Source organism: Streptomyces sp. NPDC001904 (genome assembly GCF_040297005.1).
Classification (GTDB): domain Bacteria; phylum Actinomycetota; class Actinomycetes; order Streptomycetales; family Streptomycetaceae; genus Streptomyces.
This window is the reverse complement of sequence record NZ_JBEOYI010000010.1, coordinates 1-14,347: the sequence shown is the minus strand read 5'-3', so window position 1 is coordinate 14,347 and position 14,347 is coordinate 1. Positions and strand designations below refer to the sequence as shown.

13 protein-coding genes are annotated in these 14,347 nt (G+C 71.0%); 4 read left to right on the top strand and 9 right to left on the bottom strand.

The window, feature by feature from the left end; all coding sequences use genetic code 11:
* Nucleotides 1-16: 16 nt before the first annotated feature.
* The 7 genes from ABT127_RS18180 to ABT127_RS18150 all read right to left on the bottom strand — a co-directional run bounded on the left by ABT127_RS18180 (nucleotide 17) and on the right by ABT127_RS18150 (nucleotide 8,314).
* The gene (locus ABT127_RS18180; RefSeq protein WP_351450642.1) at nucleotides 17-1,171 is read right to left on the bottom strand and encodes an ABC transporter ATP-binding protein; all 1,155 of its coding nucleotides are present in this window, start codon (nucleotides 1,169-1,171) and stop codon (nucleotides 17-19) included.
* On the bottom strand, nucleotides 1,168-2,091 hold the full coding sequence (locus tag ABT127_RS18175) for an ABC transporter permease (RefSeq protein WP_351450639.1): 924 nt from the start codon (nucleotides 2,089-2,091) through the stop codon (nucleotides 1,168-1,170). The genes ABT127_RS18180 and ABT127_RS18175 overlap by 4 nt, the downstream gene beginning before the upstream one ends.
* Entirely contained in the window at nucleotides 2,084-3,070 is a 987-nt protein-coding gene (locus ABT127_RS18170) for an ABC transporter permease (RefSeq protein WP_351450636.1), read from the bottom strand. Before ABT127_RS18170 ends, ABT127_RS18175 begins: the two co-directional genes overlap by 8 nt.
* A 90-nt stretch (nucleotides 3,071-3,160) precedes the next feature.
* Entirely contained in the window at nucleotides 3,161-4,978 is a 1,818-nt protein-coding gene (locus tag ABT127_RS18165; protein WP_351450633.1) for an ABC transporter family substrate-binding protein, read from the bottom strand.
* 198 nt (nucleotides 4,979-5,176) lie between these two features.
* On the bottom strand, nucleotides 5,177-6,172 hold the full coding sequence (locus ABT127_RS18160) for an NUDIX domain-containing protein (RefSeq protein ID WP_351450630.1): 996 nt from the start codon (nucleotides 6,170-6,172) through the stop codon (nucleotides 5,177-5,179).
* 90 nt (nucleotides 6,173-6,262) lie between these two features.
* On the bottom strand, nucleotides 6,263-6,880 hold the full coding sequence (locus ABT127_RS18155; RefSeq protein WP_351450627.1) for a TOPRIM nucleotidyl transferase/hydrolase domain-containing protein: 618 nt from the start codon (nucleotides 6,878-6,880) through the stop codon (nucleotides 6,263-6,265).
* A 519-nt stretch (nucleotides 6,881-7,399) separates the two neighbouring features.
* Nucleotides 7,400-8,314 carry an aminoglycoside phosphotransferase family protein gene (locus ABT127_RS18150; protein WP_351450625.1) on the bottom strand — a complete coding sequence of 305 codons (915 nt, stop codon included), beginning with the start codon at nucleotides 8,312-8,314 and terminating at the stop codon, nucleotides 7,400-7,402.
* A gap of 258 nt (nucleotides 8,315-8,572) precedes the next feature.
* Between ABT127_RS18150 and ABT127_RS18145 the strand changes: the two genes are divergently transcribed.
* Complete coding sequence (locus ABT127_RS18145; protein ID WP_351450622.1) at nucleotides 8,573-9,016, top strand: STAS domain-containing protein; 444 nt, start codon at nucleotides 8,573-8,575, stop codon at nucleotides 9,014-9,016.
* Between the two features lie 61 nt (nucleotides 9,017-9,077).
* Complete coding sequence (locus ABT127_RS18140; protein WP_351450620.1) at nucleotides 9,078-9,728, top strand: PASTA domain-containing protein; 651 nt, start codon at nucleotides 9,078-9,080, stop codon at nucleotides 9,726-9,728.
* 34 nt (nucleotides 9,729-9,762) lie between these two features.
* Here the strand turns inward: ABT127_RS18140 and ABT127_RS18135 are convergent, their stop codons facing one another.
* Nucleotides 9,763-10,725, bottom strand: coding sequence for an ROK family protein (locus ABT127_RS18135; RefSeq protein ID WP_351450618.1), 963 nt, complete (start codon nucleotides 10,723-10,725; stop codon nucleotides 9,763-9,765).
* A 170-nt stretch (nucleotides 10,726-10,895) separates the two neighbouring features.
* On the opposite strand from ABT127_RS18135, the gene ABT127_RS18130 reads away from it, so the two are divergent.
* Together ABT127_RS18130 and ABT127_RS18125 are read left to right on the top strand one after the other, a co-directional pair.
* Nucleotides 10,896-12,005 (top strand): LacI family DNA-binding transcriptional regulator, encoded by a 1,110-nt coding sequence (locus tag ABT127_RS18130; protein ID WP_351450615.1) that lies wholly within the window; start codon nucleotides 10,896-10,898, stop codon nucleotides 12,003-12,005.
* Between the two features lie 54 nt (nucleotides 12,006-12,059).
* Nucleotides 12,060-12,704: an HAD family hydrolase gene (locus ABT127_RS18125; RefSeq protein ID WP_351450612.1), complete on the top strand. Its 645-nt coding sequence runs from the start codon at nucleotides 12,060-12,062 to the stop codon at nucleotides 12,702-12,704.
* A gap of 69 nt (nucleotides 12,705-12,773) precedes the next feature.
* On the opposite strand, the gene ABT127_RS18120 is transcribed toward ABT127_RS18125, so the two are convergent.
* On the bottom strand, nucleotides 12,774-14,072 hold the full coding sequence (locus ABT127_RS18120; RefSeq protein WP_351451191.1) for a DUF6986 family protein: 1,299 nt from the start codon (nucleotides 14,070-14,072) through the stop codon (nucleotides 12,774-12,776).
* Nucleotides 14,073-14,347 lie beyond the last annotated feature (275 nt).

Genomic DNA, 14,347 nt, shown 5'->3' with positions numbered 1-14,347 from the left:
GAGTCCTTTGCCGTCGTCATGCGGGGTCCTCTCGTGGGCCGGCCGGGTCGGCCGGGCTGTCGTCGGGCGCGTCGCCGCCGGCCATCCGCGCCAGGGCCGTCGCGTCGGCGCCCGTCGGCTCGAACACCTCGTCCGGGGCGGTGTCGACCAGCCGTTCGGTGAAGTGGCAGGCGCTGAGGTGTCCGGCGTGAGCGGTCGTGCGCAGTGCGGGTTCGTCGCGGTCGCACACGTCCTCGCGCATCGGGCAGCGCGGTGCGAAGGGGCAGCCCGGCGGCAGGTTCAGCAGGGACGGCGGCGATCCGGCGATCGGGGTGAGCCGCTCCTCCGCCCGGTCCATCCGGGGCAGGGAGCCCAGCAGGCCCAGGGTGTACGGCATGCGGGGCGTGTAGAAGATGTCCTCCACGGAGCCGGTCTCGACGACGCGCCCGGCGTACATGACGGCGACCCGGTCGGTGTGCCCGGCGACGACGCCGAGGTCGTGGGTGATGAGGACGAGGGCGGCGCCGGTCTCGGCCCGCGCGGTCTCCAGTGCGTCGAGGATCTGCGCCTGCACGGTGACGTCGAGCGCGGTGGTGGGTTCGTCGGCGATGATGACGGCCGGGTCGTTGGCCATCCCGATGGCGATCACGACGCGCTGGCGCATCCCGCCGGAGAGTTCGTGCGGATAGTCGTCGACGCGCCGGGCGGGGTGCGGGATGCCGACGGTGCCGAGCAGGTCGACGGCACGGTCGCGCGCGGCCTGTTTCGACAGGCCCGCGTTGTGCCGCAGCAGCCCCTCCTCGATCTGGTGGCCCACCGTGTGGACGGGGTTGAGCGAGGTCATGGGGTCCTGGAAGATCATGGCGATCCCGCTGCCGCGGATGTCGGAGAGCGCGGAGTCGCCGAGACCGAGCAGTTCGGTGCCCTGGAAGCGCACCGAGCCGGCCACCCGTGCCGTCTTCGGCAGCAGGCCCATCACGGCGAGCGCGGTCACCGACTTGCCGGACCCGGACTCGCCGACGATGCCCAGCGACTCGCCCCGCTCCAGCCGGTAGCCGACGCCGCGCACGGCCCGTACGAGACCGTCCTCGGTGGGGAACTCCACGTGCAGGCCGTCCACTTCGAGGACGGTGTCCTCGGTGGGCAGCGTGGGCTCGGGCCGCCCGTCGGCGGACCTGCCGGACACGGTCATTGGCGCACCCTCTGCTGTCGGGGGTCGAACGCGTCGCGCAACCCGTCGCCGATGAAGTTGATGGTCAGCGCGATCGCGATGATGAACGCACCGGGGATGTAGAACAGCCACGGCCGGGTGTCGACGGCCGTCTGCGCCTGGGAGACGAGCAGTCCGAGCGAGGTGTCCGGCGGCTGCACGCCGAAGCCGAGGAAGGACAGGGCCGTCTCGACGAGGATGCCGGTGGCGACGAGGATCGTGGCGTTGACGATGATCGGTCCCAGCGCGTTCGGCAGCAGGTGCCGGAAGATGATCCGGGTGTCGGACGCGCCGAGCGCCCGGGCCGCCTCCACGAACTCCTTCTCGCGCAGCGAGAGCACGGTCGAGCGCACGACACGTGAGACGTAGGCCCAGGTGAGTCCGGCCACGACGAGGGCGATCCAGTACCAACTGCCGCCGCTGCGGGCGGAGATGACCAGGGCGATGGCGAGCAGCGGCAGAGTGAGGATCAGGTCGGAGATCCGCATCATCACCGCGTCGACGACACCGCGGTAGAACCCGGCGACGGCTCCCCACACCGCGCCGACGAGGGTCGAACCGACCGCGATCATGATGGCGATCTTCAGTGAGGTCTGGGTGCCGCGCATCACCTGTGCGTACGCGTCGTAGCCGGAGGAGTTCGTGCCGAACGGATGCTTCGCGGAGGGAGGCTGGGAGTTGTCGGGCGTGTACTTCTGGTACGAGTAGTGCCACAGGTGCGGCCCGATGAACGCCCACAGCACGATGAGCACGAAGATCACCAGGCTGGCCATCGCCGCGCGGTGCCGCACGAAGCGCCGGAGCACCAGCTGGGTCTGGGTCCGCTCCTTGACCGTGAACTCGTCACCGGCGTGCGGGAGTTCGCCGCCCGCCGCGCCCGCCGCCTGAGTGGTGTCAGTCATAACGGATCCTCGGGTCGAGTACGGCGTACAGCAGATCGGCGACGAGATTGAAGACGATGACGATCACCGCGGAGAGCAGCAGCCACGCCATGGTGCGGTAGACGTCCACCTTGGTGACCGCGTCGACCAGCATCTCGCCCAGGCCGTGCCACTGGAAGATGGTCTCGGTGATGACGACGCCGCCGAGCAGGGAGGCCACGTCGAGGGCGGTGACCGTGGTGAGCGGGATGAGGGCGGTCCGCAGGGCGTGGTGGGTGAGGACCTTGCGGCGGCGGATCCCCTTGGCGCGGGCCAGGCGCACGTAGTCGGAGTCGAGGACCTCGAGCATCGAGGCGCGGGTGTAGCGGGTCCAGGACGCGAACGACACGAGTGCCAGGGTGATGACGGGCAGTACCAAGTGTCCGATGCGGTCGCTCAGTTGGTTGCCGAAGGTGTCGACCTCCAGGTACGCGGAGCGGTCGCCGATGGTGCCGAGGAAGGCGGAGCCGGTCTGGTCGTTGAACCAGATGCCGCCCTGCTTGAGGAGGACCGCGAACCAGAAGACGGGCATCGACAGGAAGAGGAAGCCGGCGAAGGTGATGACGTAGTCGGAGGGCGAGTACTGTCGCACCGCGCTGTACACCCCGAAGACGACGGCGAGCACCAGCGCGAGCAGCATCGACGCGACGACGAGGATCAAGGTCACCCGGAAACGGGTGAACAGGTCGTGCCCGATGTCGAGGTTGGGGTCGACGGACGGCCCCCACTGTCCGTGCAGGACGCCGACGATCCAGTTCCAGTAGCGCTCCACGACCGGCTGGTCGGCGTGGATGTGCCGGGCGAAGGAGGCGACGGCGGCCTTGGTGGGGGCCGGGTTGCGGGAGGTGGCGAAGTTGGCGACGGGATCGCCGGCGTTCACGACGACCAGGAACACGATGAACGTCGAGGCGATCAGGACGGGGATCGAGACGAGGACCCGTCGCACCGCGTAGGCGAACATGCAGGACTCCTCGGGTGGCGGTGGACGGTCCCGGCGGCGGACCGCCGGGACCGAACTGTCGTTGTTCCGAGCGGGGGTTGTTGTGAGGAGTTACTTCCTCAGGCCCCACTCGGCGACGTTGTACGGCGGACCGATGATGGTCGCGTTGTTCCGCATGCCGACGAAGCGGTCCTGCACCGCGAAGAACGTCGGTTTCTGGTACAGCGGCAGCACGTACGCGTCATCCGTCATGATCTTGTCGGCCCGGGTGAGCATCGACATGGCCTTGGCGTTGTCGGTCTGCCCCACCGAGTCGTTCAGCAGTTTGTCGACCTGCTTGTTGCTGTAGCCGCCGTAGTTGCTCGCCTGTCCGGTCGACCAGGTGCCCTGGGCGTTGGACGTCGGCGTCGGGCCCTGCACCCAGGCGAAGACGATGATGTCGTACTGGTGGCCGGTGAGCACCGTGCCGAGGTCGGCGGCGCCGATCGGCTTGATCGTCACCTTGATGCCGAGGTCCGAGAGGGCGGACTGGAGGATCTGGCATTCGCTCTGCCGGATCGCGTTGCCGGTGGTGTAGCGGCAGTTGAACGGACCCACCGCCTTGCCGTCCGGGGTCTTCAGACCGGATCCGACACCGGTGAACTTGGCGTCGGTGAGCAGCTTCTTCGCCTTCGCCAGGTCACCGGAGCCCTGCCCGGTGCCGGTGACGACGTCCTGGTAGCCGGACTGCCCGGGCATCAGCATGTGGCTGCCGAGCTGCTTGACGTTCTTGTCGAACTGTCCGACCGTCTTGTCGACCATGTCCTTGACGCTGATCGACGTGAACATCGCCTGGCGCAGCGCCTTGTACTTGCCGATCACGGGGTTGTGCAGATTGAGATCGAAGTGCTCCCACTGCAGGCCCTCGCCGATGGTGTACGAGACGTTCGGGATGTCCTTGATCTGGTTGACGAGATCCACCTGGGGCTGCGGATAGATGCCCTGGACCTCGTTGTTCTTCAGGGCCGTCGGCTCCTGGGTGGCGTCCGAGATGACCTTGAGGATGAGCCGGTCGAGCGTCGGCTTCGTCTTCCCGTACCACTTGGCGTCGGGCTCGAAGGTGGCGTGGTCGTTGTCCTTCCACTCCGTCATCCTGTACGGCCCGCCGGTGGCGTACCGGCTGGGTGGCGTCTTCATGAAGTACTGCCAGCCCTTGGTGAGCTGAGCGGCCGTCATCTTGTCGGCGGCACCCGCGGCGGCTCCGGCCGCCTTCTCCGCGACATGGGCCGGGTACAGGCCGTAGCCGCCGCCGAAGAAGGACTTCCAGTCGGAGTACGGCTTGTCCATGACGACGGTGACGGTCTTGCCGCCGTCGGATCCGGTGACCGACTTGATGCGGTCCCAGCCCGAGGTGGACCAGGGCAGGCAGCCCTTGGTCTGGCTGTCGTCGCTCGCGGGCGGCGGCGGGCAGTCCTTGCCGTTCATGGTGCGCCACAGGAAGACGAAGTCGTCGGCCGACATCGGCGTCCCGTCGTTCCACCGCGCCTTGGGGTTGATCTTGTAGACGAAGGTCTGGGGGCTCGCGCTCGTCTGCTCCGCCGAGGTGACGAAGTCGGTGTTGAGCTTGAGGCTGAAGTCCGGCTGCGGCACGAAGACCTGGGGCAGCACGGCGGTCATGGCCTCGCTGTTCTCGAAGGTGTTGCCGTTCGAGTCCTCGATGTTCCAGGCCTGGATGTTCTTCTCGATGGTGTAGGTGAACGTTCCTCCGGACTTGCGCTCCCCGGAGTTGCACGTATTGGCCTTGCCCTGGGAGCTGCACGAGGTCAGTCCCGCGGACGAGCTTGTGCCGTTGCCGTTCCCGCCCGAGCCGCTGCTGCACGCGGTGAGCAAGAGAGTGAGTCCGGCGGCGAGCGTCAGGCCCTTGGCGACGGTCGATGAAGGCGCACGCATGTCCCTCCGTTCAGCCGGCTGACAGTCCGGCTCGGTGAGGCGGCTGTGAACCGCAAGAGGTGAGCTGCGCCTTCACGGTAAGACCATCACGTCCCGGCGTACGCGGTCGTGCCATACCAGAACGATGACGTTCTGTCCTAGTAATTCCATTGAAAATCACGGGCGTTGGCAAAGAGGCGACGCCTGTCGAGCCGCCGCTCAGCCGAGTGGGACACCGGCCTCCAGGTAGTGCGCCGCACCTCGTTCGCGGGCGCGAAGGGCCCAGCGCAGGCGTTCGTACCGTACGGGCGGCATCAGTCCGGCCGCCTCGGCCTCGTCGACGAACCGCCAGTCCCTCAACTCCGGTCCTGGCAGCAGCACATGGGCCGCCACGTCGCTGTCGAGCCGGCCTCCGTCGAAGAGCAGCCGCAGACCGCCGAAGCCGGGAGGCACGGGCCGCTCCCAGTCGATGACCAACAGGGTCGGCACGTCGATGAGTTGGATGCCGGTCTCCTCCAGGACCTCCCGCATGCCGGCCCGCGCGGGCGCCTCGCCCGGCTCGACGACTCCGCCGGGGAACTCCCAGCCCGGCTTGTAGGTGGGGTCGACGAGGAGGACCCGGTCCTGTTCGTCGAAGAGGAGCACACCCGCGGCGACCGTCTCGGCGGTGGGCTCGGCGGTCTGCACGATGTCGCAGGGGGTCGCCTCGCCGGTCCGCACGGCGGCGGCGATGCGCACGGCGGTGTCGTGCGGGGACAGCGCGCCGTTGTCGACGACATAGGCGTCCGCGGCGAGCCAGCCCGCGAGCGCGGCACGGTAGGGCTCGATGTCGGCGGGCGCCTCGCCACTCGGGTCACGGCTGCGCAGGATCGTTTCACCTGGAGCAAGGACCACATGGCACACAGGGATCCGCCGGGCGGCGAGCCCGCCGAAGATCTCGTCGCGGTACTCCTGCCGCATGAGCCCCATCGGCACCACGAGGACCCCGCCGAGTTCGGCGAGGAGGGCCGCCGCCGTGTCGACGACGAGCCGCCGCCAGATCGGCAGGTCCTGATGGTCGCTGACCTCGGCGAGCCGCTTGGGCGGCAGCAGCCGCTCCAGTTCGGCGTCGATCTCCTCGGGGTCGAAGAGCGTGCAGTTGGGGATCAGGTCGATCAATTCGCGCGCGGCTGTGGTCTTGCCAGCACGGGACGCCCCGTTGACCCAGACGATCACGGTTCCCCCTCTTCGGTCGGCCCCCTGAGGCTTGCCCGCAACACCCTGCCGGGGAAACCCGGCGCTGATGAGGGTGTTCGCACGGCCGGTTCAGACGCTCTTGAGCAGGCCGTCGAGCGGCGCGGGCACCCGGGCCGGATCGAGGGCGGCGACCAGGAGTCCGCCGTAGCGGATCTTGCGCCCCTTCTTGGTGCTCAGGAAGCGCCGCACCTGCTGTTCGCGGGGGCGGCCGCGCTGGGCGGGCTGGGTCAGGAAGATCTGCCAGGACCTCAGATCGCCCTCCGCCCGGAAGACGTCCTCGACGGCGCTGGTGCCCAGCGCGCGGATCAGCTCGTCCTCCAGGTCGACGGCGCACACGAAGAAGTCGCGGGGCGGCGCACCGGCCCGTTCCAGACCGCGCGTGAAGAAGTCCCGCTCCCCCGCGTCGCACAGTCCCGTCAGCCGCAGACCGAGGCCGGGCGGCCCGAGGAGTTCCGCGTAGCGGGCGACGCTCATGGCACCGCCCATCGCGACCACGCACACCCCGTCGGCGGCCAGGTCCCGGCCACGGCGGGCGGCGAGGGTCTCCACGGCGGCGAGATCGCTGGCCCCCTCGACCAGCACCGCCGTCCGCAGCCCGAGCCGGCGGCCCAGCTCTCCCGCCGGCCCACCCGGACCACCGGCGGCCCACCGCGCCACCGCGTCTCTGAACGCCCCAAGGTCTTCCACGGGGCGAGTCTGCACCGTGATCGTCCGGGACGGCAGCGAATATCGGGCGACGAGCGGAGGGGCCCGCCGCGCGTGGCAGCCACCGGAGACGCGGGACGGGGTCCACCACGCCGACCGCGCTGCCCTGAGCGGAACTTCGGCACACCGGGCCGACGCGGCTCCCGAAGCGCCACGAACGGCGCCCGCCCACCGCCTCGGGTGTCTCGGCGACGTCACGGTGGGCGGGTCATCCGTAAGGGGCGGATGCGGAAGCCGCATCGCCCGTGCGCCTCCGGACATCGGGGGGAGACTCCGGAGCCGCGCGCGGAAGGACCCGGGGCGTCGCGCCGGCCGCTGCCCGACGGCCGACGGTCGGCCCGCTTCCGGCCTTCCGCTGTCTTTCCTGCCCCGCAGTCAAGCGCAGTCGGCGGGGCGGCGCAGCCGTGTGCGCACACGCTGTCGCGGCGCGGGATTCACACGGGGTGTGCATCGCGGACACCGCCGCGCCCGGCGCCCGCCGTGCCGGAGCAGGGGGCACGCTCAGGGCCCGTCCTCCAGGGCCGCCCGGATCTGCCGGGTGGTGGCCGCGGCGATCCGCGGACTGTCGGCGGCGTACGCCGTGTAGGCGATCAGGCCGGAGGTCAGGGCCCAGCCGCGCCCGCGCAGCCAGGTCGCGTCGTCCACCCCGAGGGCGGCACGGAACACCGTGGCACAGCGCGGCGACAGCAGCGTGAAGGCGATCATCAGATCGGCGGCCGGGTCTCCCGCTCCCAGGTTGCCGAAGTCGATGACCGCGCTGAGCCGGCCGTCGGTGGTGAGCAGGTTGCCGGTGTGGAAGTCGCCGTGGCACAGCACGGGCGGCCCGGGCCAGGCCGGGGCGTCGAGGGCCGCGTCCCACAGCGCGGTCATCGCCCGGGCGTCGAAGGCGTCGGCCGCGCGGGCGATCGCGGCCCGGGTCGCCGCGTCCCGGTCGGCGAGCGTCTCCCGCGCCTCGGCAGGTCCGGCGACGTGCGGGTCCACCGCCTGCAACGCCCTGAGGAAGGCGGCGAGTTCACGGGCCGCCCCGGTGGAGTCCCCGAGGCCCTCGACGGTCGCGACCTCGCCGCCCAGCCACCGGGTCACCGCCCACGACCAGGGATACCCGAGCGCGGGCAGCCCCACCGCCACGGGGACGGGCACGGCGAGCGGCAGGCGTGGCGCGAGGCCGGGCAGCCGGTCCCGCTCCTTCTCCGCCTGCCCGACGGCTCCGGAGTGCCGGGGCAGTCGCACGGCCAGCTCCTCGCCGAGCCGGTGGATGACATGATCGGAGCCGCCGGGAACGACGGGCGTGAGCGGCAGTCGTGCCCACTGTGGAAACTGACGGTCGAGAAGATTCCGTACCAGTGCGGTGTCGATGAACGGCCGCTCGTCGACCTCCCCGTCCTCCGCACCCGACACGTCCCGCGCTGTCTCCAAGGCACCCCTCCTGTCACCGCTTTTTCCTCAGTCTCACACCTTTAGTGTCAAGCGTTTTGTATTTAATTCACCTCATCAAGTGATGCGAGCTATCGGGAATCGTTACGGCACCACGTGACCTCACTCCTCCCCGATACGGTGTCCGACCAGGCGCCCCAGCCCCCGGCGACCATGCGGTTCGTTCCACCACCAATGTTTCGTTCGCGCCAGAGTGGCCGACTCTCCGGGTCGGACAGGTGCTCAGGCCCGGGGGGCCCGATGCGGCAAGGCAATCAACAGGACTATCTGTCCGACGACTTCGGAGATTCCGGGGACGACGGACTCTTCGGCGGCTGCGACGTCCTGGCGGGTACGGCCGATCCCGACAACGCCGTACATCCCGCCGTGGTCCGCACGATCGACGACTGCGCCGTCGTCGAACTCGGCGGAGACATCGACCTGCTGGCTCTCCACCGGCTGACTCCCCTCCTCGACACCGTCGCGGCCGGCCCGTACCGCGTCGTCGCGGTCGATCTCACCGCGACCACGTTCTTCGACTGCTCGGGCCTCACCCTGCTGGTCAGAACGCACCGGCGGGCGCTGGAACGGGGCGGCCGCGTCACCGTCGTGTGCCGGCACCGGCTGACGCTGCGCATCATCGCGATGTCCCGGCTCACCGAGGTGCTGTGCCCCGTGCCGACGGTGGAGGAGGCCCTGAGGTGACGCTCGGGGACGCTCCCGCTTAACGTGTTGCGCCTGTACCGGCATCACTCGGGGGGAATCCGTGCGCACCCGCGTCCTCAGCACCGTCATACTCTGTTCCGCTGCCGCGGCGACCCTGGTCGCCTGCGGCGGCGCGGACACGGCGCGTTCGAAGCCGTCTCGGACGCCGACGCTCTCGCCGGGCACCGTGGCCCCCGCGTCCCCCTCGGCGAGCGCTCCCGCGGCCGGGAAGAAGGAGGCGGTGCCGAAGTTCGTCGGCATGGGCCTGCGGTCCGCGCAGGACGAGGCGGAGGCGGCGGGGTTCGCCATCCTGACCACGCACGACGCGCTCGGCCGGGGCCGCACGCAGGCGACCGACCGGGACTGGAAGGTGTGCAGCCAGTCCGTCGCGGCGGGCACGACGGTGGCCACGACGACGATGCTCGACCTCGGCGCGGTGAAGACGGCGGAGGCGTGCCCGGCGAAGGACGGGCAGGCTCCGGCGAAGACCGGCGGCACGATGCCCGACTTCAAGGGCAAGAGCGTGAAGGCGGCTCGCGCGGCGCTGGACGCGAGCACGTCGATCGACGTCGAGGACGCGAGCGGGAAGGACCGGTTCGTCTTCCTGGACTCCACCTGGCAGGTGTGCTCGCAGACGCCTGCCGCCGGAGCCAAGGTGACGGGGCAGCCGGTGACGTTCAAGGCCGTCAAGTCCGGCGAGTCCTGCCCGTAGGGGGCGCCCCCGGACAACCCCGCGCCGCGTGCCGTCAGACGGCCTGCCGACGCGCCTCGTCGACCGCGCTCCCGCCCCGCAGCGCCGCGGCCGCGGCCCCCACGAGCCCGGCGTCCGTGCCCATCGAGGCGGGAACGACGGTCAGCCGCTGGACGAACGAGAGGGTGGCGTAGTCGCGCAGGGCACGGCGGAGCGGGTCGAACAGGACGTCGCCCGCCTTCGCCACGCCTCCGCCGATCACCGCGATGTCCACCTCGACGAGCGTCGCGGTCGCGGCGATCCCCGCGGCGAGCGCCTGCGCGGCCCGCGCGAAGGAAGCGGCCGCCACCGGGTCGCCCGCGCGGGCGGCGGCGGCCACGGCCGCGGCGGTCGTGTCGCCGTCCGGACCCGGCACCCAGCCGTCGGCCAGGGCGCGCCGGGCGATGTTCGGGCCCGAGGCGATGCGCTCGACGCAGCCGCGCGCGCCGCAGGGGCACGGGTCGCCGTCGAGGTCGACGCTGATGTGGCCGATGTGGCCCGCGTTGCCGGTGGGGCCGGGGTGGAGCTGACCGTTGAGGATCAGGCCGCCGCCGACGCCGGTGGAGACGACCATGCACAGCGCGTTGTCGTGGCCGCGCGCCGCTCCCTGCCAGTGTTCCGCCGCCGTGATCGCCACGCCGTCGCCGACCAGTTCGACCGGGAGCCCGCCGGTGGCCGACCGGACCCGCTCGACGAGCGGGAACGCACGCCAGCCGGGCACGTTGACCGGGCTGACCGTGCCCGCCGAGCGATCCACGGGCCCCGCGCTGCCGATGCCGACGGCCCCGGTCCTTGGCCACAGTTCGGACGCCGTCAGCTCGGCGAGCACCGCCTCGACCGCGCCCATCACCGTCTCGCCGTTCTCCTGCGCGGGGGTGGGTCGCTGGGTCCGCGCGAGGATACGACCCTGGTGGTCCACCAGGGCGCCGGCGATCTTGGTGCCGCCGATGTCGAGCGCGGCGACGAGGTCCGTGTGCATCAGTGTCTGGTCTCCTGCGGGAAAGGGGAGAAAGGGGCAGTTCACAGAAGCCCACTGTAGGAAGGCTCAGGAAAGCGGTGGACAGTCTCTCCCGCATCTGACAACGTTGTCCAGGCCCTATGCTCGACGCCACATGCTCGTACGGCAGCCGGTACAGCATGATGAACCCGATGAACGGTCGCTCTTCGCCCGTTCCGGGCCACCGCCTCGACGGCAGCGACGACAGGACAGGACAGCGCATAGTGGACCGCACCGCCCGCCGCACCGAGAACCGCTACGGCAATCGCCCGACCATGAAGGACGTCGCCGCGCGCGCCGGAGTGGGCCTCAAGACGGTGTCCCGTGTCGTCAATGGTGAGGCCGGGGTCACGCCCGACACCGAGCGGCGCGTGCAGGAGGCCATCGCGGCCCTCGGCTTCCGGCGCAACGACAGCGCGCGGGTGCTGCGCAAGGGCCGTACGGCGAGCATCGGGCTGGTCCTGGAGGATCTGGCGGACCCGTTCTACGGACCGCTCAGCCGGGCCGTGGAGGAGGTCGCGCGGGCGCACGGCGCGCTCCTCATCAACGGGTCGAGTGCCGAGGACCCGGACCGCGAGCAGGAGTTGGTGCTCGCCCTGTGCGCGCGCCGGGTCGACGGTCTGGTGGTGATCCCGGCCGGGGACGACCACCGGTATCTGGAGCCGGAGATCGCTGCCGGGGTCGCGACGGTGTTCGTGGACCGTCCCGCGGGGCGGATCGACGCGGACTGCGTCCTCTCCGACAGCTTCGGCGGCGCTCGCGACGGAGTGGCGCACCTGATCGCGGGCGGTCACCGCCGGATCGGCTTCATCGGCGACCAGCCGCGCATCCACACGGCGGCCGAGCGGCTGCGGGGCTACCGGGCGGCCATGGAGGACGCCGGGATACCGGTCGCGGACCGCTGGATGTCGCTGGGGGTCACCGATCCCGAGCGCGTGCGCCGGGCCGCCGAGGAGATGCTCAAGGGTCCCGACCCGGTCACCGCGATCTTCGCGGGCAACAACCGCGTGACCGTCACCGTGATCCGTGTCCTCGCCGAACTCGACCGGGCCGTGGCCCTGGTGGGCTTCGACGACATCGAGCTCGGCGATCTGCTCCAGCCGGGCGTGACAGTGGTGGCGCAGGACGCCGCGCAGTTGGGCCGCACCGCGGCCGAGCGGCTGTTCCGGCAGCTGGACGGGGCGACGCTGCTGCCGGAGCGCATCGAACTGCCGACCCGTCTGATCCGCCGCGGCTCGGGCGAACTGCCGCCCGCTGCCTGAGCGTTGACCCGGGCGGCCGGATCCGCTCCGGTCGCCACTCCCTGTGCTGCGGAGATGATCAGGCCCTTCGAACTCGTGATGTTCGACTGCGACGGAGTGCTGGTCGACAGCGAACGCCTCGCTGTCGCCGTGCAGGTCGCCCTCGGCGGCGAGCTGGGCCGGCCGCTGACGGCGCAGGACGTCGTCGCCCGGTTCATCGGGCGCTCGCACGCCGACATCCGTGCGCAGGTCGCCGCTCGGCTGGGTGAGGAGAGGGCCGCGCTGTGGTCGAAGCGGTTCGAGGAGCTCCACCGGGAGGCGGTGGACTCCGGCCTGGTAGCCGTCGACGGGATCCGCGAGGCGCTCGACGGCATCACCCTGCCGACCTGTGTGGCCTCCAGCGGCTCGCACGACAAGATGCGGCACACCTTGGGCCGCACGGGACTGTACGACCACTTCGCGGGACGGATCTTCAGCGCCTCGGAGGTCGGCCGGGGCAAGCCCGCTCCCGACCTCTTCCTGCACGCCGCCCGGCGCATGGGCGTCGACCCGGCGGCCTGCGCGGTGATCGAGGACAGCGGACCCGGTGTACGGGCCGCCCGCTCGGCGGGCATGCGCTCCTTCGGGTACGCCGGCGGGCTCACCCCCGCCGGACAGCTGGAGGGGGTGGACACCGTCGTCTTCCACGACATGCGCGAACTGCCCGCCCTGCTCGGCTGACCGCACGACCGCTGCCCTCCCCCGGCCGTCACCGGGAAAGGGCAGAGGTCGTGTGTGCGCGGACGCGTCCTACTCGGCGGTCGCCGTGAGGTCGCCGCGGCGCGGGGCCGCGTAGCCCTCCAGATCGGCGCGGGTCAGGCCGGCGCGGCGGGCGACCTCGCCGTTGTCGAGGGCGCCGCAGTCCAGGCCGCGCAGCAGGTACCCGGCGAGGGCCTTGGCGGTGGCGGGCTCGTCGGCGATGTCGCCGGTGGACTGGCTGGCGTAGGCGGCGAGGCGGGCGGCGGCCTGCTCGAAGCCCTCGCGGTAGAAGGCGAACACGGCCGCGTAGCGGGTCGGGATGTGACCCGGGTGCATGTCCCAGCCCTGGTAGTAGGCGCGGGCGAGGGCGCGGCGGGTCAGGCCGTAGTGCAGGCGCCAGGCGTCGTGGACCTTCGCGGTGGGCCCGACCGGCAGCACGTTCGTGGAGCCGTCGGAGACCCGCACCCCGGTACCGGCGGCGGCGACCTGCATGACGGCCTTCGCGTAGTCGGCGGCGGGGTGGTCGCTGGCCTGGTACGCGGCGGAGACGCCGAGGCAGGCGCTGTAGTCGAAGGTGCCGTAGTGCAGTCCGGTCGCGCGGCCCTCGGCGGCGTCGATCATGCGGGCCACCGCGGCGGTGCCGTCGGCGGCGAGGATGGACTGGCTGGTCTCGATCTGGATCTCGAACCCGAGCCGCCCGGCGTCGAGGCCGTGCTGCTTCTCGAAGGCCTCGAGAAGCCGGACCATGGCCGTGACCTGCTCCGGGTACGTGACCTTGGGCAGCGTGAGGACCAGGCCTTCGGGCAGGCCCCCGTGCTCCATGAGACCGGTGAGGAAGATGTCGAGGGTGCGGATGCCGCGGTCGCGGACGGCGTCCTCCATGCACTTCATGCGGATGCCCATGTACGGGGCGGCCGTGCCGTTCGTGTACGCCTCGGCGATCACGCGCGCGGCCCGCGCGGCCGTCTCGTCCTCGTCGGCCGAGGATGCGGGCCGGTAGCCGTCCTCGAAGTCGACCCGCAGGTCCTCGACGGGCTCCCGCTCCAGCTTCGCGCGTACGCGGCTGTAGACGGGCTCGGCGAGGTCGTCGGAGAGGCCGAGGACGGCGGCGAACGACGCGGCGTCCGGCGCGTGCTCGTCGAGCTGCGCGAGCGCCTGGTCGCCCCAGGAGCGCAGGGTGCCCGCGTCGAAGGCGTCACCGGGGACGTAGACCGTGTGGACCGGCTGGCGGGTGCCGGGGTCTCCCGGGTACCGGCGCGCGAGCTCCGCGTCGACCGGGGCGAGTGAGGCGCTGATGCCCTCGCTGACCGCGCCCGCGAGGCTCGTCGACACCTTCTCCTGCTGACCCATTCGTGCACCCTCCATACGCTCAATGTTTCCACTTCACGGAATCAACAATCCGTATAGCGAAGTTAACCGTCGTCGTAGTCCAGGTCAATGGTCATCTTCCCGGGTCCCGGTACGCGGACGGGGCCGCGCGGTGCAGAACACCACGCGGCCCCGTCGGCGGCCGTTCTCGGCCGAACAGGTTCAGCCCTTGCGGGTCTTGACCTCTTCGGTGAGCTGGGGCACGACGTCGAAGAGGTCGCCCACGACGCCGTAGTCGACCAGGTCGAAGATGGGGG

Excerpts from the sequence above, each read along its gene's own strand:
- ABT127_RS18180 (WP_351450642.1), bottom strand. The coding sequence starts at position 1,171 with ATGACCGTGTCCGGCAGGTCCGCCGACGGGCGGCCCGAGCCCACGCTG.
- ABT127_RS18175 (WP_351450639.1), bottom strand. The coding sequence starts at position 2,091 with ATGACTGACACCACTCAGGCGGCGGGCGCGGCGGGCGGCGAACTCCCG.
- ABT127_RS18170 (WP_351450636.1), bottom strand. The coding sequence starts at position 3,070 with ATGTTCGCCTACGCGGTGCGACGGGTCCTCGTCTCGATCCCCGTCCTG.
- ABT127_RS18165 (WP_351450633.1), bottom strand. The coding sequence starts at position 4,978 with ATGCGTGCGCCTTCATCGACCGTCGCCAAGGGCCTGACGCTCGCCGCC.
- ABT127_RS18145 (WP_351450622.1), top strand. The coding sequence starts at position 8,573 with ATGCGGCAAGGCAATCAACAGGACTATCTGTCCGACGACTTCGGAGAT.
- ABT127_RS18135 (WP_351450618.1), bottom strand. The coding sequence starts at position 10,725 with ATGCACACGGACCTCGTCGCCGCGCTCGACATCGGCGGCACCAAGATC.
- ABT127_RS18130 (WP_351450615.1), top strand. The coding sequence starts at position 10,896 with ATGAACGGTCGCTCTTCGCCCGTTCCGGGCCACCGCCTCGACGGCAGC.
- ABT127_RS18125 (WP_351450612.1), top strand. The coding sequence starts at position 12,060 with ATGATCAGGCCCTTCGAACTCGTGATGTTCGACTGCGACGGAGTGCTG.
- ABT127_RS18120 (WP_351451191.1), bottom strand. The coding sequence starts at position 14,072 with ATGGGTCAGCAGGAGAAGGTGTCGACGAGCCTCGCGGGCGCGGTCAGC.